Raw genomic sequence first — 24,543 nt, 5'->3', positions numbered from 1 at the left:
TATGGCGACACGTCGGGCGACGGTGGTGGGCAGCGGACCGAATGGGCTCTCCGCGGCCGTGGTGCTCGCGCGCGCCGGGTTCGAGGTGACGGTGCTCGAGGCGCAGGACGGGGTCGGCGGCGGCACGCGGACCGCGCAGCTCACGCTGCCGGGCTTCCGTCACGACGTCTGCTCGGCCGTCCATCCCGCCGCCCTCACCTCGCCCTTCTTCCAGGCCTTCGGCATGCGCGAGAAGATCGGATGGCTCGTCCCCGACGCCTCCTACGCGCATCCGCTGGACGGCGGGCGCGCGGCGGTCGCCTGGCGCGACATCGGCCGCACGGCGGCGGAGCTCGGCGTCGACGCCGGGGCGTGGAAGGCGATGCTCCGCCCGCTGTCGCGTCGCATCGAGGGCGTCGTCGACTTCACCGGCCACCAGATGCTGCGCGTCCCGCGGCATCCGGTCACGGCCGCCCGCTTCGGCCTGCGCGCGCTCGAGCTGGGGACCGCGCTCGGCCGACATTCCTTCCGCACCGAAGAGGCGCACGCGCTGATCTCCGGGGTGATCGCCCACGCGAACACGCGGCTGCCGACGGTCGGCGCGGCAGCGGCCGGGCTGCTGCTGGCGTCTCAGGCGCATGCGGACGGCTGGGGCTACCCCGTCGGCGGGGCCCAGGCCATCCCGGACGCGCTGGCAGAGGACCTGCACGCGCACGGCGGCCGCATCGTCACTCGGCACCGCGTCGACGACCTGTCGACCCTCGACTGGGGCGACCCCGAGCGCGGCGACGTCGTCGTGTTGGACGCGCCGCCGCGACTCGCGCTGACGCTCCCCGACGTGCCCGCTCGCTGGGCCCACGCCATCCGCTCGTACCGCTACGGACCGGGGGCCGCGAAGGTCGACTTCGCGCTCGACGGCGACGTGCCATGGACCAATCCCGACGTGCGCCGCTCCCCCACCGTGCACGTGTGCGGCACGCGCGCGGAGGTGGAGGCGAGCGAGAACGCGGTCGCGCGCGGCCGCATCTCCGAGCGCCCCTACGTGCTCACGGTGCAGCCATCCGTTCTCGACCCCACGCGCGCACCGAAGGGGAAGAGCGTGCTGTGGACGTACATCCACGTGCCGCCCAACTCGACCTTCGACGCGACCGAGGTGATCACCCGGCAGATCGAGCGCTTCGCGCCCGGGTTCCGCGATCGCATCCTCGCGTCTCACGCGACGACCGCCGTCGAGCACGCGGAGGAGAACCCGTCGTCGATCGGCGGCGACTACGCGGGCGGCGCGGTCAGCTTCGGGCAGCTCATCGCCCGCCCCCTTCTCAGCACCGCGCCGTGGCGCACGCCGATGAAGGGCGTGTACCTCGCGTCGGCGTCGACGCCCCCGGGCCCCGGCGTGCATGGGACCGCGGGCTGGGAGGCCGCGCGCCTCGCGATCGCCGACACCACCGGCGAGCGGGTCGAGCTCGGCGACCTCTTCTAGATCCAGCCCTTGTCGTGCGCGATGCGCGCGGCCTGCGCGCGGTTCACGCCGCCGGTCTTCCCGATGACGGAGGAGAGGTGATTGCGGACCGTGCCGGCGGAGAGGAACACCTCCGCCGCGATCTGCGCGACGGTCCGCCCGTCGACCGACAGGCGCAGCACCTGCTGCTCGCGCTCGGTGAGCGGGTTCGCGCCGTCGAACAGCGATGCCTCCGCGAGCCCGGGATCGACCGCGCGGAGCCCGGCGTGCACGCGGCGGACGGCGTCGGCGAGCTCGACCGCCGGCGCGTCCTTCACCACGAATCCGGATGCCCCCGCGGCGAGCGCCTCGCGCACGTACCCCGGACGGGCGAACGTCGTCACGATGAGCACCCGCGTGTTCGGACTGGAAGCGCGCACCGCACGGGTCGCTGCGAGTCCATCCATGCCGGGCATCTGGATGTCCATGAGGCAGACGTCCGGGCGCAGGCGAGCGGCCTCGGCTTCCGCCCGCCCGCCGTCGCCCGCCTCTCCCACCACGACGAGATCGGGCTCCAATCCGAGCAGGGCGCCGAGGGCGCCGCGGATGAGCGCCTGGTCGTCCACGAGAAGCAGGCGGATGGGCGCGCTCACCAGACCACGCTCACCCTCGTGCCGCCGGATGCGGCTTCCTCCACGCGCAGGGTCGCTCCGGCCGCGGCGGCGCGCTCGGCCATCCCGCGCAGGCCGTTCCCCGCGGGTCCGCGCAGGCCGCGGCCGTCGTCCTCCACGAGGACCGTCCCGGGCTCGACCGTGATGCGGACAACGGTAGCGGCGGCATGACGGAGGACGTTCGTGGTCGCCTCCCGCAGGATCCACCCGGCCGGCAGCGACTGCGCAGGCGAGAGCGCGTCGGGGTCGCCAGTGGTCTCGACGGCGATGCCCGCCCCCTCGAACGCCGCCGCACACGCCGTCAGCTCCTCGGCGAAGCCGGCTCCCCGAAGGCCGGTGACCGTGCTGCGCACCCCGCCGATCGCCTCCGTGGCCAGACGCACGATGTCATCGAGCTCGGCTTTCGTCCGGGAGGGATCCTCGTCGATGAGCCTCCGCGCCAGCTCGGCTTTCAGCTTCACGGCGGTCAGCGAGTGGCCGAGCAGATCATGCACGTCCCGCGCCACCACCGAGCGCTCCTCGCTGGCCGCCATCTGCACCCGCAGCTCCTCCGAGCGCAGCGACCGGCCGATCAGCCAGGTGCTGATCGTGTTGACGACGGCGATCATGACGATGATCCCGAGCATCTGGCCGTGCTGCGGGAGGTCGCCGGTCAGGAGGATCGCGCCGAGCACGGCGGTGAGGCCGCCCGCCGAGGCCCACCAGTGCCACGTCCGCCCGAGGCCGTACGCCGCGTAGGACATCAGGAACGGCACGAAGCTCAGCGCCTGGCTGCCGATGGCGGGCACGGCGAGCGCCGCGCAGAGCAGGAGCACCCAGAAGATCGCCACGACCAGCCTCCCCGGCCGGTGCCAGGTGCCGCGCATCCCGTGGACGAACCCGATGATGTACAGCAAGGCGAAGAGCACCAGGCTCGCCCAGCCCAGCAGACGCCAGCCGAGCGGGGCGACGGAGTCGACCAGGGAGACGACCGGATAGACGAGGAAGACCATCCAGACGACGGCCATCAGCCATCCCCACCGCTCCCACGGCGCGCCTGTGTCCCGCGCACCCGTCATCGCCATCGCCGCCACCGGGAGAGCCTATCGACGCGCGCGCGAGCGCAGCACGCCGAGGCGGACGAGCGCGGCGAACAGCAGGGCCCACACCAGCACGTTGAGCGTGACCGCCCAGAGAGGATCGGAACCGCCCGACACGAGCTGCCCCGCGGTCGCGGGCCAGCGCACGAGCGCGGCGAAGCCGTACATGGGGGTGAACTTCGCCACATCCAGCATGCCGCCCTCCAGCGGCACGAAGACGTTGCCGAAGAAGCCGAAGAACGAGATGGAGATCGAGGCGAGGGCGGCGCCGGAATCGGAGTTGAATGCCAGGCCGACGCCGAGACCGTAGAGCCCGTAGACGAGACCCAGTCCGAGGGTGAGCCCGGCCGCGGCGAACCAGCGCCAGGCGTCGTCGGCCGCGGCGCCCGTGGTCAGGCCGGCCACATAGACCGCCGCGAGCGACAGCGCGGCGAAGCTCAGCGCGGTGAGGAGCTTCGTGGCGGCGTACGCCGTCGTGGTGAGCGGGGTGAGCGCGAGCTGACGACCCCACCCCTGGCCGATCTCGGCGGCGGCGAGCGAGCACAGCGAGCTCATCGCCGTGGCGGTGCCGAACGCGCCCATCGAGACCATGATGTAGAACGCGACGTTGGCGTGGCCGACCCCCTGGGACCCGTACTCCATGCCCGCACCGAACAGGACGTACATGGCCACCGGCATCACGAGCGTGAACACGAGCGTGTAGGGGTTCCGGATCTGCCGCAGGGCCTCCGTGCGGTAGAGCGGCGACGAGACGAGGGCGGTCATGAGCGGTCCTCCGTGAGGGATGTGAAGGCGTCTTCCAGGGTGGGGGCGGCGATCTCGAGATCGGACGCGCCGAGGGAGAGGAGCCGCGCCGCGAGCGCGTCGGATGCCGAGGTGCGGGCGGTCAGTCGGCCGCCGCTCAGCGAGAGGTCGGAGACGGACGCGTCCTCGCGCAGGCAGGCGACGACGCTCTCGGACGCACCGGGGAGCGTGGCCGAGACGGTGCGCCCGCCCAGGGAGGCGCGCAGGCGCGCGGTGTCCTCGTCCGCGACGATCCGCCCCCTGCTCATGACGATGGTGCGGCGGGCGAACTGCTCCGCCTCCTCAAGGTAGTGCGTGGCGAAGACGATCGTGCGGCCGGCCGCGGCGTCCTCGCGCATGGCGTCCCAGAAGCGGCGCCGCGCGGTGACGTCCATGCCCGCCGTGGGCTCGTCGAGCACGAGCACGTCCGGGTCCGGCAGCACCGCGAGTGCGAACTTGAGCCGCTGCTGCTCGCCGCCGGAGCACTTGCTCACCCGGCGGCGGGCGATGCCGGCGAGATCGGCGCGTTCGATGACGGCGTCCACGCGGTCGCGGGCGCCGTGGATGCCGGCGACGACCGCCACCGTCTCCCGCACGGTGAGGTCCGCGAGGAGTCCTCCGGTCTGGAGCACCGCGGAGAGGCGACCGGTGGCCACCGCCAGACGCGGGGCCTCGCCGAGCACCCGCACCTCGCCCTCGTTCGGCTCGGACAGTCCCAGCATCATGTCGATGGTCGTCGTCTTCCCGGCGCCGTTCGGACCGAGGAGGGCGACGATCTCGCCGCGCGCGATGCGCAGGTCGACGCCGTCGACAGCGACGACCGGGCTGTCGCCCGAGTCGAATCGACGGACAAGGCGCGACAGCGAGATCGCCGAGGTTCCGCCGGCGTGCAGGTCCGGGCCTGCGGCGGTGGAGGTATGGGTGATGCTCATGCCTTCAGCCAACCGCGGAGTCGTCGCCGGCGCCGGAGGCCGATGTCACGACCGCGACGTGACATCCGTCATGGTCGATAGGCTGGAACGCTATGACGACCCGCCTCGAACCCGGTACCCCCGCCCCTGACTTCACGCTCCTCGACCAGGACGAGAAGAGCCTTTCGCTCTCCGACCTGCGCGGGCAGAGGGTCGTGCTGTACTTCTACCCCGAGGCGCTCACGACCGGCTGCGCGAAGCAGGCCTGCGACTTCCGCGACAGCCTCGGGTCGCTCGCGTCGGCGGGGTACACGGTCGTCGGGATCTCGCGCGACCTGCCCGAGAAGCTGCGCCGCTTCCGGGACCGAGACGGACTCACCTTCGAGCTCCTCAGCGACCCCGAGCGTTCGGTGCACGAGGCGTACGGCACCTGGGGCGAGAAGAGCAACTACGGCCGCATCGTGCAGGGCGTCATCCGCTCGACATTCGTCCTCGACGAGGACGGCGTCATCGTGAAGGCTCTCTACAACGTCAAGGCCACCGGTCACGTGGCGCGCCTGCGCCGCGAACTCGGCATCGACGCCTGAACCCGGACCCTCCCGCTCGCTGCCCCGGCGAGCGCTGCGGCTCACGTCCGCCTCGACACCAGGGTGCGGCGCAGCCTGCTGCGCAGCCGGGTCGCGGAGCCCTGCGCGGGACGCGGCCGGCACGCGCGGTCGATCCAGGCGGGCGGGGCGAGGTACGGCACGCCGCCCCTCATCCGGATGGCCCATCCCGACTGCTCGAGGTGGTGATGATGCCACCAGCAGAGCAGGACACCGTTGTCCGTGGTCGTCGGGCCACCCTGCGCGTAATCCTGCACGTGATGGATCTCGCACCAGGCCGCCGGGATCGTGCAGCCCGGGATGACGCAGCCGCCATCGCGGGCGACGATCGCCTTCCGCTGCGTCGCGGTGAAGATCCGCTGCACGCTGGAGAGAGACAGCAGCCGACCTTCCGCGGTGAACACCGCCCGGAGGATGTCGCCGGTGCAGCCGATGCGCTCGGCCACCCCGAGAGGCACCGGCGCGTCGACACCATCCAGGTGCGCCACCGGCCGGGTGAACGCCGCCCCTGACGCGTTCGCCTGCCGGGCCAGATCATCCGCGCTGACGTGCACCATGACGGTCGGCGCGGCCCCGCCCAGACTCGGCGTCTCCGCCGCGCGCGACGCGGCCTCCAGCATGGCCATCAGCGCGTCGTGGCGCTTCTGGGTCGCGCTGCGCGTATCGGGCATCGCATCCGGCGGCGGGAGCTCCACCTCCGGCCACTGCGCAGCACCGCCCTCGCCGCCCTCTCCCGCGCCGCCGCCATCGCTCTCCCCGCGCACATCGCCATCCGACGTGAAGCGCACATTCCGAGCGGGGTTGGTGTGAGCGGAGAGCAGCGCCTGCAGCAGCGCCCCCGCCTCCGGCACGAGCACGCCGTTGATGCGGAACGCGCCGCTCGGAAGCGGCGTGAGGGTCAGCGACCGCTGACGCATGGCGCCGTCGTGATCGGGTTCCGCACCGTCGGCGGTGAGCACGTCGATCCACGCCTGCGCGTGCAGGTTGACGACCGACAGCGGCGGCACCGGGGCGAGCGTCGCCAGCGGATCCGCCTCGGAGCGGCCCTCCTCGTCGTCCGCCCCATCGCCGGGCTGCGCGTCGGGATCGATCGTCCCGGTCGCGATCGCGACGAGGTGCCGCTCCATCAGCTCGACGCGCTCCGGGTCGCCACCGCCACGACGAGCGGTGTCGACCGCCTTCATGATCCCGGCCGCGGCTTCCATTCCCAGCAGCCCGGAGGCGAGGCCCGCGGCCACGTGCTCCAGGCGAGGCGCGAGGTCCTCTCCGGTGAGCGCGGTGCGCGTGCGGGTGCTCTCATCGAGCCGAGCGCGCCCGCGCAGCTCGCGCGACGAGGCGCCGGTGAGGCGCTCGAGCAGCTCGGTCCCCGTGCGACACCCGTACCGGTCTGCCAGCGCCGCGTCATCCGCCCGGCACGACCGGAAAGCCACTTCCCCGGCGACTCGAACGCGCAGAGCGTCGACGGCTCGACCGAGATGCTCGACGACGCCGACCAGGGCGACGAGATCCGCATCCCTCAGCTCGCGAACCGAGGGAGCAGCGCCGTCGAGCTGCGCGGCGGCCTGCCGGGCCGCGTCGCTCGGGTCGAGATGCACTGGCTTCTTCGCCATGCCCTCATTATAGAACAGAGATACGACTAGGACAACCACTTTTCCCAGATCAAAAGGTCAATCGCGAGCACTCGCCGCTAGCACAGACCGCCGACATTAGCGCCACAAAATCGAACAGAAGAACAACTGGGATCAGCTCAGCCGGTACCGATGCTCGGGCCTCCCTGCGGATCCGTACTGGAGCGTCACGTCGATCGCCCCACGGGCCGCGAGCTCCGCGAGGTGTCGTTGCGCGGTCGCACGCGAGACGCCGACGCGCTCGGCGATCTCCACGCTCGACGCCTCCCCCGCGGCGAGCGCATCGAGGATGACCTGCTGCGTCCCCGCCCGGGCCGGCGCCGGCACGGCGCCGCCGTGGAGCACGCTCACCGCGCGGTCGATGGTCTCCTGCGTCGCACTGCCGGTGGAGAGCAGATTGCGGAAGCGCGCATAGCGGTCGAGCCGATCCTGAAGTGCGCGGGGGTCGAACGGCTTCACGAGATAGTGAAGTGCGCCGCTCGTCAGCGCCCGGCGGATCGTCGCCACGTCGTCAGCGGCGCTCAGCACGAACCGATCGATCCCGGCCTCCCGTCCGATCTCGATGCCATCGCCATCCGGCAGGTAGACGTCGAGCAGCAGCAGGTCGGGGCGCATGTCGCGGATGGCGATGCGTGCGGATGCCGCGTCCCTCACGGGCGGCAGGGCGGTGAAGCCCGGCCGAGCGGCGACGAGGTCTCGGTGGATGCCGCTGACGCGGAAGTCGTCGTCGACGATCAGGACGCGGATCTCGTTCGTCATGCCGTTCCCTCTTCCGATGTGATGGCACCATCGAGCTCGTCGTCGCCCGCGGCCCGCATGACCCCGGGAAGCCGGGCGGCGAACACCGCGCCGTGGCCGCCGCCACGCGCCTCCGCGAGCCAGAGCTCGCCGCCCCGTCGACGCGTGAAGCGGCGGGCGAGCGGAAGGCCGATCCCCCGTCCGTGCACCCGTCCGGTCTCGTCCTCCTCCGCCGCCCGAGCGCGATCGAAGACCGATTCGGGATGGTCGACGCCGATCCCCGAGTCCGTCACCGTGAGCGCGAGTTCGTCCCGGTCGTCCAGCAGCGAGACCTCCACCCACCGAGGCTCCTCCCCGGCGGCGGCCGCCGTCACGGCGTTGTCCACGAGGTTGCCCAGCACCGCGGCCACATCCTCGGGTTCGGCGACGACGCCGAGGAGGAGGGTGTCCTCTCCCACACGCAGCTCCACGCCGCGCTCGCGCGCCTCCATCCTCTTGGACGCGAGGAACGAGCGCAGGAACGGCTCGGCGACGGGCACCCCCGCCTCCTCCGGCAGAGCACCCCGGGCGGCGAACTCCGACAGGAGCTCCTGCGCCTCCGCGGTCCGCCCCGCCGCGACCATGCCGCGGACCGCATGCATCCGGTTCGCGAACTCGTGCCGCTGCGCACGCATGGCGTTGGTCGCCGCGCGCACGGCGTCGAGCCGCTCCGCCAGCGCCACCACGTCGGTGCGGTCGCGCAGCACCGCGACGACTCCGAGCGAGCGCCCCTCGTGCCCCACCCGGCGGACCTCGACGTAGACGACCTGCTCCGACAGCACGAGCTCGCCGGTGACGAGGGAGTCGCCGCCCAGGGCGCGGTCGAGCGCTGTACGGAGGCGCGGCGGGAGGTCCAGCTCGTCGATGTGCCGCCCCACCGCGTCATCGTCGCCGACCACCCGCAGCGCGGGCGCGTTGGCCGCGCGGACGACCCCGTCGTCCGACACCGCGAGCACCCCGTCGTGCACCCCCTCGAGCACCGCGGCTCTGCTCTGCAGCAGACCGCCCAGCTCCTCCGGCTGCACGCCGCGCGTCAGGCGCTCGAGCCGACGGCGGATGACGACCGAGACGAGCGCGGCCACCGCGAGCGCCACCACCGCGATCAGCACGAACAGGCCGACGAGGAGCGGCGCGTCGGCGAAGACCCGAGCCGGCGCGAACCCCACGCTCACCTCGCCGACGATCCTGCCGCCATCCGGAGCGAAGACGGGGACCTTCGCGCGCACCGACTCCCCCAGCGTCCCCCGCTCCCAGGCGATGACCTCCTCGCCCGCGATCACGGAGGCGAAGTCGGTGCTGACCCGCCGACCGAGGAGGTCCGGATCCGGGTGCGCGAGACGCAGCCCGAGGTCGTTCGCGACGACGACGAACAGCGTCTGCGTGCGGTCGACGATGCCTGCCGCGTACTCCTGCAGCGCGCCGTCGGCGAGGGTCGCCGCGTCGAGATCGCTCCGCCCCGCGAAGCCCGCCACATCGGCGCGCACCTGCGGGTCGCTGGCGACCGTGCGGGCGACCGCGAGCGCCGTCGACTCGGCCTCGTCGCGCAGCTGTCCGATGCCGAGCAGCGCGAACGCCGACACGCACACCGCGATGACCGCGGTGGCGGCGAGGAGCTGCATCGCGAACACGCGCGTGGTGAACCGCATACGTCGAGTATCGTCGCGCGACCGAGTGAGCAGAATGCGCACAACTGACTCAACGCGCAGATCCTCGCGCAATGCGCGCATCCCGACCCGGGCCGTCCGCTCGCCGTATCGTCGCCGCGTACGCTCCACCGCCGCAACGCGACGACGCGAACGCGGCACGACGACAAGGACGTCAGATGCTCGTCATCCTCGGTTTCACCATGATCCTCGCGTTCATGGTGCTCATCATGACCAAGCGGCTCACGCCGATGGTCGCGCTCATCCTCGTGCCCACCATCTTCGGCCTCTTCGCGGGCGCCGGGCTGGGCATCGGCGACATGGTCCTCTCGGCCATCGGCGACATGGCGCCCACCGCCGCGCTGCTGATGTTCGCGATCATGTACTTCGGCATCATGATCGACGTGGGCCTGTTCGACCCGCTCATCCGCTTCATCACGCGCACGCTCGGCAACGACCCGGCGAAGGTCGTGCTCGGCACGGCGCTCCTCGCCGGTGCGGTCTCGCTCGACGGCGACGGCTCGACCACGTTCATCATCACGACGTCGGCGATGCTGCCGCTCTACCTGCGCCTCGGGATGAGCCCCGTGGTCCTCACGTGCGTCGCCGGCCTCATGAACGGCACGCTCAACATCGTGCCGTGGGGCGGCCCGACCGTCCGCGCCGCCACCGCGCTCGGCCTGCAGCCCACCGACGTGTTCGTGCCGATGATCCCGTCCCTCGCCGTCGGCCTCGCCGTCGCGCTCGGTCTGTCGTGGCTGCTCGGGCTCTCCGAGCGCCGCCGCATCGGCAGGCTCTCGCTCGATGCGCTCGACGACATCCCGGCGGACGGCGGCAGCACGCGCGCAGGACGCTTCGGCATGCGCGTTCCCCAGCTCCGCTCGGGCGTCGGCACCCCCGGTGCGCGCGCCGTGCTCGGCACCACGAACATGCTGACGATCCAGGGCTCCGGCTCGGCCGGCCCCGCGGTCCTCACCGAGGACGAGCGCGACACCGCGATGGCCGACACCATGCTGAGCCCCGACCGGCCGACGCTGCGGCCGAAGCTCATCTGGCTGAACCTCGCGCTCACGGTCGCCGTCATGGTGCTGCTCGTGCTCGACGTCATGCCGCTCGCGTTCGTCTTCATGATCGGCACCGGCGTCGCCCTCGTGCTGAACTTCCCGAAGCTGAAGGAGCAGAGCGCGGAGATCGTCGCGCATGCGCCGAGCATCGTGGGCGTCGTCTCGATGGTGCTGGCCGCCGGCGTGCTCGTCGGCGTGCTGGATGGCACGGGCATGGTCACCGCGATGGCCGACTGGGTCGTCGAGATCGTGCCGCCGGCGCTCGGCCCGTTCTTCGCCGTCATCACCGGGCTGCTGTCGATCCCGATGACGTTCTTCATGTCGAACGACGCGTTCTACTACGGCATCCTGCCGATCCTCGCGGAGAGCGCGGCGACCTACGGCATCGCGCCGGTCGAGATGGCGCGCGCATCGGTGATCGGCCAGCCCGTCCACCTGCAGAGCCCGCTCGTCCCGGCCATCCTGCTGCTGGTCTCGCTGGCGAACGTCAACCTCGGCGATCACCACAAGAAGGTGCTGTGGCGTGCCCTCGTCGTCTCGCTCGTCATGCTCGCCGTCGGCATCCTCGTCGGATCGGTGCCGCTGGGCTGACGCGTTCTGACAGAGGGCTCCCCGCGTGCGCGCGGGGAGCCCTCGATGCCTCTCCGGTCAGAGCGACCGGACAGACATGAGCTTCCAACCCTCGGGAACCTTCGCCTCGAGCGCCGTCATGTCGTCGGCCTCGATCTCGGCGATCTCGGTGTGACGGTAGCGGCCGACCGCGCTGATCCGCGTGGAGCGCTTCACCATGGCGACCCGCGCATCGGTGAGCACGTGGCCCGCCGGCACCTGCGCCTCGAGCGCCTCCCTCACCTCGGCCTGCGTCTCGGCCTCGGCCTCGAGCTGTCCGCCATCATCTCTTCTGATCACACCCACGAGCACGACTCCAGGGTACGAGACCCCTCCGACGTCGCCGGTGTCACGCGCCCTTCCTGGTTCGTCCCAGGTCGGACCGCGTAATCTCGTGCTGTGCGAGACGGGGGCGGATGGCGATGCTGAGCGCCTGGATCATCATCGGAATCGAGGCCCTCACCCCGCAGCGGGCCGCCGCCGTGCAGAACTGGCACCTGCGGACCGACCCCCGTTGCAATCGCTTCCAGCGTCCGAAGCCCGGCAGCCGGCTCGAGCGCATCACGCGCGGGCGCGAGTGCCCCCCCTGCCGCCGTCGTCAGGCGTCCGCGGCGCCGCGGTAGACGCGGGCTCGAATTCGCGCTATCTGTCGTTGGGATCGTCCGTGTCGTCGGGATCACGGTCGTCGGAGCCATCACGGTCGTCGGAGTCATCGCGGTCGTCGGAGTCCCCGTGATCATCCGCGTCGTGCGTGTCGGACGTCTGCGTCGGCTGCGCCGAGGGCGTGACGGTCGCGGTGGGCTCGGGCGAATCCTCTCCTGATTCCCTGGCGCTGCATCCGGAGAGAAGAAGAGGGGCGAGTACGCCCAGGGTGAGCGCCGTCCGAGACAGTCGGTTCATGCCCGCAGGATACCGACGGCCGAAGCGGCAGCCACCGGGGGTGACTGCCACTCATGGCAGAGGTAAGCTCATGCGCCGCGACCGCCACTCGGCGTCGCGCTGGTGGTTCCCTTCACCCCCGAAGCACCTCGGACGGCATCAGCGGAAAAATGGGGGAAACAGGGGCCGGTGACCTACGCTGACCGACCACGTAGCCGTCTTCGCCGCGGCCGCATGGCCCGCCATCGCCATCTGGACGCTGGGCACCGTGCTCCGCTTCCTCATCGGTGCACTCGGACGGCCGCCACGGTGACATAAGACGAAGAGGCCCCCGGTCGACCGCTCAATAGGAGCAGCCGACCGGGGGCCTTCACGTAGCGTCCGGTGATCGCGCTACGCGCGTGTCCGCTTCCGGCCATGTTCACCTCCTCTCCTCGTGTGCGTGTCCGATATGTGGCCAGACATGAGAAAGGCCCCCACCCAACCGCTCTTTGGAGAGCAGTGGGGCGGGGGCCTCTTTCATGTCCGAATCCTTCTCCGACTCGGCCTCCTCAGAACGCCCAGTCGTCGTCCTCGGTCGCGACGGCCTTGCCGATGACGTACGACGAGCCCGACCCCGAGAAGAAGTCGTGGTTCTCGTCGGCGTTCGGCGAGAGCGCCGACAGGATGGCGGGATTCACGTCGGTCACGGAGGACGGGAACATCGCCTCGTAGCCGAGGTTCATCAGCGCCTTGTTGGCGTTGTAGTGCAGGAACTTCTTGACGTCCTCGGTGAGGCCGACGGAGTCGTAGAGGTCCTGCGTGTACTGCACCTCGTTGTCGTAGAGCTCGTACAGCAGCGAGAACGTGTAGTCCTTGAGCTCCGCGCGCTGCGCCTCGTCGACGCGCTCGAGGCCCTTCTGGAACTTGTAGCCGATGTAGTAGCCATGCACGGCCTCGTCGCGGATGATGAGGCGGATGAGGTCGGCGGTGTTGGTGAGCTTGGCGCGGCTCGACCAGTGCATCGGGAGGTAGAAGCCCGAGTAGAAGAGGAAGCTCTCGAGCAGGGTCGAGGCGACCTTGCGCTTGAGCGGCTCGTCACCCCGGTAGTACTCCATGATGATCTGGGCCTTCTTCTGGAGGTTCTGGTTCTCCACCGACCACCGGAAGGCCTCATCGATCTCCTGCGTCGAGCACAGCGTCGAGAAGATCGACGAGTAGCTCTTCGCGTGCACCGACTCCATGAACGCGATGTTCGTGTAGACGGCCTCCTCGTGCGGGGTGAGCGCATCGGGGATGAGCGACACCGCGCCTACGGTGGCCTGCACTGTGTCGAGCAGCGTCAGACCCGTGAATACGCGCATGGTGAGCAGCTGCTCGTGCTCGGTCAGCGTGTTCCACGACTGGATGTCGTTGGACAGCGGCACCTTCTCCGGCAGCCAGAAGTTGCCGGTGAGGCGGTTCCACACCTCGACGTCCTTCTCGTCCTCGACGCGATTCCAGTTGATCGCCTGGACGTGGTCCAGAAGCTGCAGCTTCTCGGTCATCCTCGTTGTTCCTCTTCCGTTTCGTCTCGCGTCGCTCGGTGACCGGAGGTCAGAGCGTGCAGCTGACGCACATGTCCAGCTCCGTGCCCTCGAGGGCCATCTGACGGAGACGGATGTAGTAGATCGTCTTGATGCCCTTGCGCCATGCGTAGATCTGGGCCTTGTTGATGTCGCGCGTGGTCGCGGTGTCCTTGAAGAACAGCGTGAGCGAGAGGCCCTGGTCGACGTGCTGCGTGGCCGCGGCGTACGTGTCGATGACCTTCTCGTAGCCGATCTCGTACGCGTCCTGGTAGTACTCCAGGTTGTCGTTCGTCATGAACGGCGCCGGGTAGTAGACGCGGCCGAGCTTGCCCTCCTTGCGGATCTCGACCTTCGACGCGATCGGGTGGATCGACGACGTCGAGTTGTTGATGTACGAGATGGAGCCGGTCGGAGGCACCGCCTGCAGGTTCTGGTTGTAGATGCCGTGCTTCTGGATGGACTCCTTCAGGAGGATCCAGTCCTGCTGCGTCGGGATGTGGTGGTTCGCGAAGAGCTGCTTCACCTTCTCCGTCTGCGGCACCCACTCCTGCTCGATGTACTTGTCGAAGAACTCGCCCGAGGCGTACGTCGAGTCCTCGAACCCGTCGAAGGCCTGGCCGCGCTCGGCCGCGAGCTTGTTCGACGCCCGCAGGGCGTGGAACAGCACCGCGTAGAAGTAGATGTTCGTGAAGTCGACGCCCTCTTCCGAGCCGTAGAAGACGCGCTCGCGAGCGAGGTAGCCGTGCAGGTTCATCTGCCCGAGGCCGATCGCGTGCGACTTGTCGTTGCCGTCTTCGATCGAGCGCACCGAGCGGATGTGGCTCTGGTCGCTCACCGCGGTGAGCGCGCGGATCGAGGTCTCGACGGTCTGCCCGAAGTCGGGCGAGTCCATCGCGAGCGCGATGTTCAGCGAGCCCAGGTTGCAGGAGATGTCCTTGCCGATCTGGTCGTACGAGAGGTCCTCGTTGAGCGTCGTCGGCGTGTTCACCTGCAGGATCTCGCTGCAGAGGTTCGACATGTTGATCCGGCCCTTGATCGGGTTGGCCCGGTTCACCGTGTCCTCGAACATGATGTACGGGTAGCCCGACTCGAACTGGATCTCCGCGAGCGTCTGGAAGAACTTGCGCGCGTTGATCTTCGTCTTCTTGATGCGCGGGTCGTCGACCATCTCGCGGTACTTCTCGGTGACCGAGATGTCGCCGAAGGGCACGCCGTAGACGCGCTCGACGTCGTAGGGCGAGAAGAGGTACATGTCCTCGTCGTTGCGCGCGAGCTCGAACGTGATGTCGGGCACGACGACACCGAGGGAGAGGGTCTTGATGCGGATCTTCTCGTCGGCGTTCTCGCGCTTGGTGTCGAGGAAGCGCATGATGTCGGGGTGGTGCGCGGAGAGGTACACCGCGCCGGCGCCCTGACGCGCACCGAGCTGGTTCGCGTAGCTGAACGAGTCTTCCAGCAGCTTCATCACGGGGATGATGCCGCTGGACTGGTTCTCGATCTGCTTGATCGGAGCGCCCGCCTCGCGGATGTTGGACAGGAGCAGCGCCACGCCGCCGCCGCGCTTGGAGAGCTGCAGCGCGGAGTTGATGCCGCGCGCGATGGACTCCATGTTGTCCTCGATGCGGAGGAGGAAGCAGCTGACGAGCTCGCCGCGCTGCGCCTTGCCGGCGTTGAGGAACGTGGGCGTCGCCGGCTGGAAGCGGCCCGAGATGATCTCGTCGACGAGCTTCCACGCGAGGTCCTGATCGCCGTCGGCGAGCGCGAGGGCGGTCATCACGACGCGGTCCTCGAAGCGCTCGAGGTAGCGCTTGCCGTCGAACGTCTTGAGCGTGTAGCTCGTGTAGTACTTGAACGCGCCGAGGAAGGTCTCGAAGCGGAACTTCTTGCCGTAGGCGAAGGCGTTGAGCTTCTCGACGAACTCGAAGGGGTACTGCTCGATGACAGCGCCCTCGTAGTACTCCTTCTCGACGAGGTAGTCGAGGCGCTCGCGCAGCGAGTGGAAGAAGACCGTGTTCTGGTTGACGTGCTGGAGGAAGTACTCCCGAGCGGCGCGCTTGTCCGCGTCGAACTGGATGCGCCCCTCGGCGTCGTACAGATTCAGCATCGCGTTGAGGGCGTGGTAGTCCATGCCGTCGAACCGCGCGTTGTGCTTGAAGTCCGCCTCGGTCAGTGCTGTTGCTTCCACCATCGTTCCAATCCGTCGCTCACGCGATCGATGTCTTCCGGAGTGCCGAAGAGTTCCAGCCGGTACAGGTGCGGCACGTGGCACTTGCGGCTGATGATGTCGCCGGCGAGGCAGAACGCATCGCCGAAGTTCGTGTTGCCCGCGGCGATCACGCCGCGGATGAGTCGTCTGTTGCCCTCATCGTTGAGGAAGCGGATGACCTGCTTGGGGACGGCGCCCTTCTCCTCGCCGCGTCCTGCTCCCCCGCCGTAGGTGGGGGTGACGAGCACGTACGGCTCGTCGACGAGAAGAGGGCCTTCACCCGGATGCAGCGGGATGCGCCGGGAGCGGATGCCCGGCGAGCGCTGCTCGAGCTTCTCGATGAAGCGCGCCGTGTTTCCAGACACGCTCGAGAAGTACACGAGCAGGGGCGCCGCCGTGGCTGTGGGAGTCGCGGTCATGTGAACATCGCTCCCCTCCCCGGCGCTTCAGACCAGGCGGGCGGCGAGCTCGTCGATCTTGTCGGGGCGGAAGCCCGACCAGTGGTCCTCGTCGGTGACGACGACGGGCGCCTGCAGGTACCCGAGCGCCTTGACCTGCTCGAGCGCGTCGGCGTCCTGCGAGAGGTCGGTGACCTGGTACTCGATGCCCTTGGCGTCCAGCGCGCGGTACGTCGCGTTGCACTGCACGCAGGAAGGCTTGGTGTAGACCGTGATCGCCATGTCTTTCCCCTCAGATCCGTTTTCGGCCGGCATGCCCTGCCGGGCTTCCAATACTACATATGGGTGCCGACCTTCGGGGGCACCACTAGGGCTAGTAGTTACATCCGTGTGATTCTCCACCGTTCCCCACAGCTCCATCCACCGATGCCTCCACAGGAGTACAACGCTGACGGGCCCTCGAAAATGCCCGGTTCGCGCGGATCTCCTGTCCCGCCGCCGACGTTCTCCACAGGCCGGACGCTATCGGCGACCACCGACATCCGCCCCGCTGTGAAGCAGCCAGACCGGCGTGTCGCGGCGACCGCGCCGAGCGCCCAGCGCGAGCGGATAACGTGGGAGCGTGTCTGGCTATCGGGATCTGCTGCGCGCCCCGGGAGTCGCGCGCATCATCGCTGCGCAGCTGGCCGCTCGGCTTCCCAGCGGCATGCTGGCACTCGCCGTGCTCCTGCACGTGGAGCACATCCACCACTCCTACGGCGCCGCCGGAACGGTCCTCGCCGCGACGTCGATCGGACAGGCCGTCGCCGGCCCCGTGACCAGCCGATGGATGGGCCGCTGGGGGATGCGCCGCGTGCTCGTCGCGACGACGCTCGTCACCGCGGCGGCCATCGCCGCGCTCGCGCTCGTCCCCGCCCCGCTGCCGGTGACCATCCTGTTCGGTCTCATCGCGGGGCTGGCCTCACCGCCCGTCCAGTCGGCCGTGCGCACGATCTACCCGAAGATGGTCAACGCCTCGCGCCTGACTGCCCTGTACTCCCTGGATGCCTCGCTGCAGGAGATCATCTGGATCGCCGGCCCCGTGCTCATCACGTTCGTCTCCACGCAGGTCTCGACCGTGGTCGGACTGCTCATGATCGTCGCCGTCACGCTGGCCGGCGGGCTCTGGTTCATCCTCTCCCCCGAGCTCGGCCGCGTGCGCATCCCCCGCAGCCGCCGGTCCTTCGGCCGCGTGCTGCGCACGCCCACGGTCATCCTCACCACGGTGCTGGGCTTCCTCCTCATCGGGGCGACCTCGGCCGCTGAGGCCGGCGTGGTGGCTTCCTTCGGCGAGGGCGCCCTAGAGTCGGGCTTCATCCTGGCCGTCTTCGCGGTCGGCAGCTTCGTGGGCGGGCTCGCCTTCGGCAACATCCCGATGTCGCCCTGGTCCATGGCGCGCCGGTTCACCATCGTGGCCGCGGGGATCGCGCTCACCCTGGTCTCCCTGAACGCCTGGTGGCTCGGCGGCTCGCTCGCCCTCGCCGGCCTCGGCATCGCCCCGGTGCTGGCGATGTCGTTCGCGATCACGTCGGCCAGCGTGAAGTTCAGCGAGACCGCCGAGGCGTACGGCTGGATCAACACCGGCCAGCTCATCGGCGCAGCTCTCGGCTCGGCGGTCGCGGGCTTCATGATCGACGGCGTGGGCGCGCGTGGCGCGATGCTCACGAGCTTCGCCTTCGTGCTGGTCGGCCTCATCGTCGCGGCGGTGTTCGTGAAGGGCTTCCCAGACCTCCGCCATCGCGACGCGTCCCCCATCCCCGACACGGAGCCTGTGCAGACCCACCCGTAGGCTGGCGCCATGAGCGCTCGCTTCGACCCTGCCGATCACCTGTCCGACGAGCTGCTCGCGCGGATCCGCTCGCGAGCAGCTGCGGTCGACGCAGAGAACGTCTTCCCGCAGGCCGACCTCGACGAGCTGCGTGAGGCCGGCTACCTCCGCATCCTGGTGAGCGTCGAGCGCGGCGGCGCCGGGCTGTCGCTGGCGCAGGCGTCGGAGCTGCAGCAGCGTCTGGCGCACGCCGCCCCTGCCACCGCACTCGCCGTCAACATGCACCTGGTCTGGACGGGCGTGGCGAAGGTCCTCCGCGATCGCGGCATCGACGACCTCGCATTCGTGGAAGAGCAGGCCGCCGACGGCGCGGTCTTCGCCTTCGGCATCAGCGAGGCGGGCAACGACCTCGTGCTCTTCGGCAGCGACACCGCGGCGGCCCCCGGGCCGGATGGGTCATACGCGTTCACCGGCACGAAGATCTTCACGTCGCTCGCCCCGGTCTGGACCTGGCTCGGGCTGCACGGGCTCGACACGACCTCGCCGGATGGCCCGAAGCTCGTCTTCGCCTTCGTCGACCGCGACGAGCGGGTCGTCACACGCGACGACTGGGACACCCTGGGCATGCGAGGGACGCAGAGCCGCACGACGGAGCTCCACGGCGTCGTGGCACCGGCCGAGCGCGTGGTGCGCACGATGCCGGCCGGGCCGAGCGCCGATCCCCTCGCCTTCGCGATCTTCGCCGTGTTCGAGGTGCTGCTCGCCTCCGTCTACACGGGCATCGCCCGGCGCGCGCTCGAGCTCGCGATCGAGAGCGCTCACCGTCGACGCTCGAAGCGGACGGGCCTCCCCTACAGTCAGGATCCGGACATCCGCTGGCGCGTGGCGGAGATGGCTCTCGCCTACGACGCCCTTCCGCCGCAGCTGACCGCGATCGCATCGGATGTCGATGGCCGGGTCGACCACGGCGCGCGCTGGTTCTCGCTGCTCTCGGGTCTCAAGCACCGCGCGACGACGACCGCGCGCACGATCGTCGACGAGGCCATGCTCGTCGGAGGCGGGTCGTCCTACTTCTCACGCAGCGAGCTGTCGCGTCTCTATCGCGACGTGCTCGCCGGCGCGTTCCACCCATCGGACCCGGAGTCGGCCCACAGCACCGTCGCGAGCGCCTGGCTCGGCCCGATGGAGGCGTGAGCCGGCGTCACTTCCCGTCGAAGTCGAAGGCGCGCAGCAGCTCGCCGACCGCCTTCTCTCGCTCGTCGCCGCCGCTCTCGAACATGTCGGTCACGTGGGTGCGCAGGTGGTTCTCGAGGATCAGCCGGTTCAGCGACTCGAGCGAGCGCTGGATGGCGCGTGACTGCGTGATGATGTCCATGCAGTACTCCTCGTCCTCGATCATCCGGCCGAGTCCGCGCAGCTGTCCCTCGAGGATGCGGGTGCGGTGCAGGGCGCGCTTGTGGATGTCGTCGATCACCGCGCAAGCGTACATCCCTCGCGCGCGAAGCGGCACCGCCTGCCGCCGCACGAAGGCATCGTGCGAGGATCGGGCCATGCCGCGCACACCGACCGAGCTGCTGACCATCGCCGACCAGGCGCGCCGCGCATCGCTCCGCCGAATGAAAGCTGTCGCACTCGGGGCGCTCATCCTCATGGCCGCGCTGTTCGTCGCCGGCTTCGCCTTCGAAGACGCGGTGCCCGCGATGGCCTACCTGCGAGCGGCTGCGGAGGGCGGGATGGTCGGGGCGCTGGCGGACTGGTTCGCGGTCACCGCGCTCTTCCGGCATCCGCTCGGCCTGCCCATCCCGCACACCGCGATCATCCCGTCGCGGAAGGACGAGATCGGCCGCACGCTCGGGGAGTTCGTCGAGACGAACTTCCTGTCGTCGCCGGTGGTGCGCGAGAAGCTCGGCAGCGCGCGCATGGCCGAGCGGGCGGGCACATGGCTCGCGCAGCCGGAGCACGCCGAGCGCGGCGCGTCGGAGGGTGCGGCGATGGCTCAGGGCGTCCTGCGGGCGCTGAGCGACGACGACGTCCAGGAGCTCGTCGCCTCCCTCGCCCGTGAGCACCTCATCGAGCCGGAATGGGGCACTCCGGCCGGCGCCTCCCTCCGCCGCGTCGTGGCGAGCGGAGCGCACCGCGCGGCGGTCGACCTCGCCGCGGACAGCGTCGCGGGCTGGCTGCGTGAGAACAGCGACGCGTTCGCCGGCCTGGTCTCGCGCCGGCTCCCGTCGTGGCTGCCGTCGGTCGCGCACCGGGTGATCGACGGCGCGCTCTACAACGAGGCCGTCTCGTTCGTCGATGCTGTTCGCGCCGACCACCGCCATCCGGCCCGCGCCGCGATCGACCGGTACCTGGCTCGTCTCGCCGACAATCTGCAGCACGACGAAGACACCCGTGCGAAGCTCGAGGCCGCGAAGACCGCGCTCTTCGACAGTCCGCGCGTCCGCGAGCTCGCGGCCAGCGCCTGGGACACCGCGAAGAACGGTCTCATCGCCTCGCTCGGTGACGAGAGCAGCGCGCTGCGAACACGCATCCGCGAGGCCCTCATGGAGACCGGTGAGCGGCTGCAGTCGGATGCTCCCCTGCGGCAGCGCGTGGACGGCTGGGTCATGGACGCGGCCGGCTTCCTCGTCGAGCGCTACCGACACGACATCGCGTCGATCATCACGGACACGGTCGAGAAGTGGGACGCCGAGGAGACCACCGAGAAGATCGAGCTGCTCGTCGGCCGCGACCTGCAGTACATCCGTCTCAACGGCACCGTCGTCGGTGCGCTGGCGGGGCTCGTGATCTTCGCGGTCGCGCACGCCGTGTTCGGCTGAGGCTCGGCTCTCTCGTCCCGGTCGTTGTGTGAGGGAGCGCAGCGACCGAGCCGGAACGCGGTGGGCGGGGAATGGGCCTGGAATGCACGAAAGGCCACCCGTCGTCGGGTGGCCTTTCGGTTACGTGAAGTCCGGCGGTGTCCTACTCTCCCACAAGGTCCCCCTTGCAGTACCATCGGCGCTGAGAGGCTTAGCTTCCGGGTTCGGAATGTGACCGGGCGTTTCCCTCTCGCTATGACCGCCGAAACACTTGGTGATGTGTTTCTGACATCTAGCTTCTCTATGAAACTGTTTGGTGCCCGTACATCGGGAACCACAAAGTGGACGCGAGCACTCGCAGAAGGAGTGTGTTATCAAGTCATCGGCTTATTAGTACCAGTCAGCTGCACCCATTGCTGGGCTTCCACGTCTGGCCTATCAACCCAGTAGTCTGCTGGGAGCCTCTCACCCCGAAGGGTATGGAAGTCTCATCTTGAGGCCGGCTTCCCGCTTAGATGCTTTCAGCGGTTATCCATCCCGAACGTAGCCAACCAGCGGTGCCCTTGGCAGGACAACTGGCACACCAGAGGTTCGTCCAACCCGGTCCTCTCGTACTAGGGTCAGATCCTCTCAAACTTCCTACGCGCGCAGCGGATAGGGACCGAACTGTCTCACGACGTTCTAAACCCAGCTCGCGTACCGCTTTAATGGGCGAACAGCCCAACCCTTGGGACCTACTCCAGCCCCAGGATGCGACGAGCCGACATCGAGGTGCCAAACCATGCCGTCGATATGGACTCTTGGGCAAGATCAGCCTGTTATCCCCGAGGTACCTTTTATCCGTTGAGCGACAGCGCTTCCACAAGCCACTGCCGGATCACTAGTCCCGACTTTCGTCCCTGCTCGACCTGTCAGTCTCACAGTCAAGCTCCCTTGTGCACTTACACTCGCCACCTGATTGCCAACCAGGTTGAGGGAACCTTTGGGCGCCTCCGTTACTCTTTAGGAGGCAACCGCCCCAGTTAAACTACCCACCAGGCACTGTCCCTGAACCGGATCACGGTTCGAAGTTAGATATCCAGAGTGACCAGAGTGGTATTTCAACAACGACTCCACGGTAACTGGCGTCACCGCTTCAACGTCTCCCACCTATCCTACACAAGCCACACCGAACACCAATACCAAGCTGTAGTAAAGGTCACGGGGTCTTTCCGTCCTGCTGCGCGTAACGAGCATCTTTACTCGTAATGCAATTTCGCCGAGTTCGTGGTTGAGACAGTTGGGAAGTCGTTACGCCATTCGTGCAGGTCGGAACTTACCCGACAAGGAATTTCGCTACCTTAGGATGGTTATAGTTACCACCGCCGTTTACTGGGGCTTAAATTCTCAGCTTCGCCTTGCGGCTAACCGGTCCTCTTAACCTTCCAGCACCGGGCAGGCGTCAGTCCGTATACATCGTCTTGCGACTTCGCACGGACCTGTGTTTTTAGTAAACAGTCGCTACCCACTGGTCTCTGCGGCCACCACACCCTTTCCGGAGCAAGTCCGTATAAGTGGATGGCCCCCCTTCTCCCGAAGTTACGGGGGCATTTTGCCGAGTTCCTTAACCACGATTATCTCGATCTCCTTGGTATTCTCTACCTGACCACCTGAGTCGGTTTGGGGTACGGGCGGCTAGAACCTCGCGTCGATGCTTTTCTTGGCAGCATAGGATCACCCACTTTTCATCCCCATCACATCTCAGCCTTAATGAGTCACGGATTTGCCTATGACTCGGCCTACATGCTTGGACCAGGACAACCATCGCCTGGCTTGGGCTACCTTCCTGCGTCACACCTGTTAATACGCTAACCGCACCAGCATGGGGTCACGCGCTCCCCCGGACGGTGCCACCCGAAGGTGACGATGTCCGGCTTTGGGCGTTTAGCACCACTGGATTGATTGGGGCGGTTCTTCGCCGGTACGGGAATATCAACCCGTTGTCCATCGACTACGCCTGTCGGCCTCGCCTTAGGTCCCGACTTACCCAGGGAAGATTAGCTTGACCCTGGAACCCTTGGTCTTCCGGAGGACGTGTTTCTCACACGTCTTTCGCTACTCATGCCTGCATTCTCACTCGTGTGCCGTCCACGGCTGGATCACTCCGCCGCTTCACCCCGCACACGACGCTCTCCTACCCATCAACACGGCTGGACCACGAAGGCCTACCATTAATGTCAATGCCACAGCTTCGGTGGCGTGCTTGAGCCCCGTTACATTGTCGGCGCGGAATCACTTGACCAGTGAGCTATTACGCACTCTTTCAAGGGTGGCTGCTTCTAAGCCAACCTCCTGGTTGTCTAAGCAACTCCACATCCTTTCCCACTTAGCACGCGCTTAGGGACCTTAGATGGTGGTCTGGGTTGTTTCCCTCTCGACGATGAAGCTTATCCCCCACCGTCTCACTGCTGCGCTCTCACTTACCGGCATTCGGAGTTTGGCTGACGTCAGTAACCTTGTAGGGCCCATCGGCCATCCAGTAGCTCTACCTCCGGCAAGAAACACGCAACGCTGCACCTAAATGCATTTCGGAGAGAACCAGCTATCACGAAGTTTGATTGGCCTTTCACCCCTATCCACAGCTCATCCCCTCAGTTTTCAACCTAAGTGGGTTCGGCCCTCCACGACGTCTTACCGTCGCTTCAGCCTGGCCATGGATAGATCACTTCGCTTCGGGTCTAGGACACGCGACTGAAGGTCGCCCTATTCAGACTCGCTTTCGCTACGGCTACCCCACACGGGTTAACCTCGCCACGTATCGCTAACTCGCAGGCTCATTCTTCAAAAGGCACGCCGTCACCCCAACAAGGAGGCTCCGACGGTTTGTAAGCAAACGGTTTCAGGTACTATTTCACTCCCCTCCCGGGGTACTTTTCACCTTTCCCTCACGGTACTTGTCCGCTATCGGTCATCTGGGAGTATTTAGGCTTACCAGGTGGTCCTGGCAGATTCACACGGGATTTCACGGGCCCCGTGCTACTCGGGATACCACTCGCGGCAGGAACACGCATGTCGACTACGGGGCTACCACCCGCTCTGGCCGGCCATTCAAAACCGTTCGTCTATACGCACCTGTACCACGCGGAACACGGCAGCGTCCCCTAGTGGTCCCACAACCCCGAACGTGCAACGCCTGCCGGCTATCACACACGACTCGGTTTAGCCTCTTCCGCTTTCGCTCGCCACTACTCACGGAATCACTATTGTTTTCTCTTCCTGTGGGTACTGAGATGTTTCACTTCCCCACGTTCCCTCTACCCGCCCTATATATTCAGGCGGGAGTCACCAGGTCAGCACGCCGCCTGGCGGGGTTTCCCCATTCGGAGACCCTCGGATCACAGCCCGCTTATCGGCTCCCCAAGGCTTATCGCAGATTGCTACGTCCTTCTTCGGCTCCAGATGCCAAGGCATCCACCGTTTGCTCTTAAAGACTTGAAATCACATGAGTACACACACCCCAGCCGAAACCGGAGTATGCGAATTTCTTTAAGATGCTCGCGTCCACTGTGTAGTTCTCAAAGTACGGGCGGCACCACCCCACCCACCGGAAAACCCGGCTTCAGGATGGCCCACAAGGATCCAGCCACCAACAGGTGCCTGAGCCCTCAGGACCCAACAACGTGCACGCGCCCCACCCGCAGCCAGCACCCCGTTCCCACCCCGTCCGAAGACGAGACGT

At 68.0% G+C, this 24,543-nt stretch carries 20 protein-coding genes and 2 rRNA genes; 7 read left to right on the top strand and 15 right to left on the bottom strand.

The features are described from left to right. Position 1: 1 nt before the first annotated feature. Complete coding sequence (locus D7D94_RS13810) at positions 2-1,459, top strand: phytoene desaturase family protein (protein WP_156243163.1); 1,458 nt, start codon at positions 2-4, stop codon at positions 1,457-1,459. On the opposite strand, the gene D7D94_RS13805 is transcribed toward D7D94_RS13810, so the two are convergent. The 4 genes from D7D94_RS13805 to D7D94_RS13790 are packed head-to-tail and all read right to left on the bottom strand — an operon-like array spanning position 1,456 to position 4,882. Further along, entirely contained in the window at positions 1,456-2,070 is a 615-nt protein-coding gene (locus D7D94_RS13805; RefSeq protein ID WP_156243162.1) for a response regulator transcription factor, read from the bottom strand. The genes D7D94_RS13810 and D7D94_RS13805 overlap by 4 nt on opposite strands. Continuing rightward, positions 2,067-3,152, bottom strand: coding sequence for a sensor histidine kinase (locus D7D94_RS13800; RefSeq protein WP_156243468.1), 1,086 nt, complete (start codon positions 3,150-3,152; stop codon positions 2,067-2,069). Before D7D94_RS13800 ends, D7D94_RS13805 begins: the two co-directional genes overlap by 4 nt. Positions 3,153-3,170: 18 nt before the next feature. Beyond that, positions 3,171-3,932, bottom strand: a complete 762-nt coding sequence (locus tag D7D94_RS13795; RefSeq protein WP_156243161.1) for an ABC transporter permease — start codon at positions 3,930-3,932, stop codon at positions 3,171-3,173. Beyond that, a complete protein-coding gene (locus tag D7D94_RS13790; RefSeq protein WP_156243160.1) occupies positions 3,929-4,882 on the bottom strand; it encodes an ABC transporter ATP-binding protein in 954 nt (317 codons plus the stop codon). Before D7D94_RS13790 ends, D7D94_RS13795 begins: the two co-directional genes overlap by 4 nt. Positions 4,883-4,974: 92 nt before the next feature. On the opposite strand from D7D94_RS13790, the gene bcp reads away from it, so the two are divergent. After that, entirely contained in the window at positions 4,975-5,448 is a 474-nt protein-coding gene (gene bcp, locus D7D94_RS13785; RefSeq protein WP_156243159.1) for a thioredoxin-dependent thiol peroxidase, read from the top strand. A gap of 41 nt (positions 5,449-5,489) precedes the next feature. Here bcp and D7D94_RS13780 read toward each other — a convergent pair whose 3' ends face one another. From D7D94_RS13780 to D7D94_RS13770, 3 genes are all read right to left on the bottom strand, one after another. Continuing rightward, entirely contained in the window at positions 5,490-7,076 is a 1,587-nt protein-coding gene (locus D7D94_RS13780; RefSeq protein WP_156243158.1) for an HNH endonuclease signature motif containing protein, read from the bottom strand. 132 nt (positions 7,077-7,208) lie between these two features. Further along, a complete protein-coding gene (locus tag D7D94_RS13775) occupies positions 7,209-7,853 on the bottom strand; it encodes a response regulator (protein WP_156243157.1) in 645 nt (214 codons plus the stop codon). Beyond that, the gene (locus tag D7D94_RS13770) at positions 7,850-9,517 is read right to left on the bottom strand and encodes a sensor histidine kinase (RefSeq protein WP_156243156.1); all 1,668 of its coding nucleotides are present in this window, start codon (positions 9,515-9,517) and stop codon (positions 7,850-7,852) included. The genes D7D94_RS13775 and D7D94_RS13770 overlap by 4 nt, the downstream gene beginning before the upstream one ends. A gap of 176 nt (positions 9,518-9,693) precedes the next feature. Between D7D94_RS13770 and D7D94_RS13765 the strand changes: the two genes are divergently transcribed. Beyond that, a complete protein-coding gene (locus D7D94_RS13765; RefSeq protein WP_156243155.1) occupies positions 9,694-11,169 on the top strand; it encodes a CitMHS family transporter in 1,476 nt (491 codons plus the stop codon). 57 nt (positions 11,170-11,226) lie between these two features. Here the strand turns inward: D7D94_RS13765 and D7D94_RS13760 are convergent, their stop codons facing one another. Beyond that, positions 11,227-11,499 (bottom strand): hypothetical protein, encoded by a 273-nt coding sequence (locus tag D7D94_RS13760; protein WP_156243154.1) that lies wholly within the window; start codon positions 11,497-11,499, stop codon positions 11,227-11,229. 104 nt (positions 11,500-11,603) lie between these two features. Here D7D94_RS13760 and D7D94_RS13755 point away from each other — a divergent pair, with 104 nt between their 5' ends. Then, positions 11,604-11,810 carry a hypothetical protein gene (locus D7D94_RS13755; protein ID WP_156243153.1) on the top strand — a complete coding sequence of 69 codons (207 nt, stop codon included), beginning with the start codon at positions 11,604-11,606 and terminating at the stop codon, positions 11,808-11,810. 807 nt (positions 11,811-12,617) lie between these two features. On the opposite strand, the gene nrdF is transcribed toward D7D94_RS13755, so the two are convergent. The 4 genes from nrdF to nrdH are packed head-to-tail and all read right to left on the bottom strand — an operon-like array spanning position 12,618 to position 16,499. After that, positions 12,618-13,592, bottom strand: coding sequence for a class 1b ribonucleoside-diphosphate reductase subunit beta (nrdF, locus tag D7D94_RS13750; RefSeq protein ID WP_156243152.1), 975 nt, complete (start codon positions 13,590-13,592; stop codon positions 12,618-12,620). A gap of 49 nt (positions 13,593-13,641) precedes the next feature. Then, a complete protein-coding gene (gene nrdE / locus D7D94_RS13745; RefSeq protein WP_156243151.1) occupies positions 13,642-15,801 on the bottom strand; it encodes a class 1b ribonucleoside-diphosphate reductase subunit alpha in 2,160 nt (719 codons plus the stop codon). After that, positions 15,780-16,238, bottom strand: a complete 459-nt coding sequence (gene nrdI, locus D7D94_RS13740; protein ID WP_156243150.1) for a class Ib ribonucleoside-diphosphate reductase assembly flavoprotein NrdI — start codon at positions 16,236-16,238, stop codon at positions 15,780-15,782. Before nrdI ends, nrdE begins: the two co-directional genes overlap by 22 nt. 27 nt (positions 16,239-16,265) lie before the next feature. Then, on the bottom strand, positions 16,266-16,499 hold the full coding sequence (nrdH, locus tag D7D94_RS13735) for a glutaredoxin-like protein NrdH (protein ID WP_156243149.1): 234 nt from the start codon (positions 16,497-16,499) through the stop codon (positions 16,266-16,268). A gap of 340 nt (positions 16,500-16,839) precedes the next feature. Between nrdH and D7D94_RS13730 the strand changes: the two genes are divergently transcribed. Together D7D94_RS13730 and D7D94_RS13725 are read left to right on the top strand one after the other, a co-directional pair. Continuing rightward, positions 16,840-18,045 (top strand): MFS transporter, encoded by a 1,206-nt coding sequence (locus tag D7D94_RS13730; RefSeq protein ID WP_156243148.1) that lies wholly within the window; start codon positions 16,840-16,842, stop codon positions 18,043-18,045. Between the two features lie 9 nt (positions 18,046-18,054). Beyond that, on the top strand, positions 18,055-19,218 hold the full coding sequence (locus tag D7D94_RS13725; protein ID WP_156243147.1) for an acyl-CoA dehydrogenase family protein: 1,164 nt from the start codon (positions 18,055-18,057) through the stop codon (positions 19,216-19,218). A gap of 7 nt (positions 19,219-19,225) precedes the next feature. Here the strand turns inward: D7D94_RS13725 and D7D94_RS13720 are convergent, their stop codons facing one another. Continuing rightward, complete coding sequence (locus D7D94_RS13720; RefSeq protein ID WP_156243146.1) at positions 19,226-19,498, bottom strand: metal-sensitive transcriptional regulator; 273 nt, start codon at positions 19,496-19,498, stop codon at positions 19,226-19,228. A gap of 76 nt (positions 19,499-19,574) precedes the next feature. Between D7D94_RS13720 and D7D94_RS13715 the strand changes: the two genes are divergently transcribed. After that, positions 19,575-20,846, top strand: a complete 1,272-nt coding sequence (locus D7D94_RS13715) for a DUF445 domain-containing protein (RefSeq protein ID WP_156243145.1) — start codon at positions 19,575-19,577, stop codon at positions 20,844-20,846. Positions 20,847-20,975: 129 nt separating this feature from the next. On the opposite strand, the gene rrf is transcribed toward D7D94_RS13715, so the two are convergent. Beyond that, positions 20,976-21,092, bottom strand: a 5S ribosomal RNA gene (gene rrf / locus D7D94_RS13710). A gap of 103 nt (positions 21,093-21,195) precedes the next feature. Next, positions 21,196-24,302 (bottom strand): 23S ribosomal RNA (locus tag D7D94_RS13705). Between the last annotated feature and the right edge of the window lie 241 nt (positions 24,303-24,543).

It is taken from the genome of Microbacterium oryzae, from assembly GCF_009735645.1.
In the GTDB taxonomy this organism is placed as follows: Bacteria; Actinomycetota; Actinomycetes; order Actinomycetales; family Microbacteriaceae; genus Microbacterium; species Microbacterium oryzae.
The sequence above is the reverse complement of the archived record's forward strand: the minus strand, read 5'-3'. Positions and strand labels throughout refer to the sequence as shown.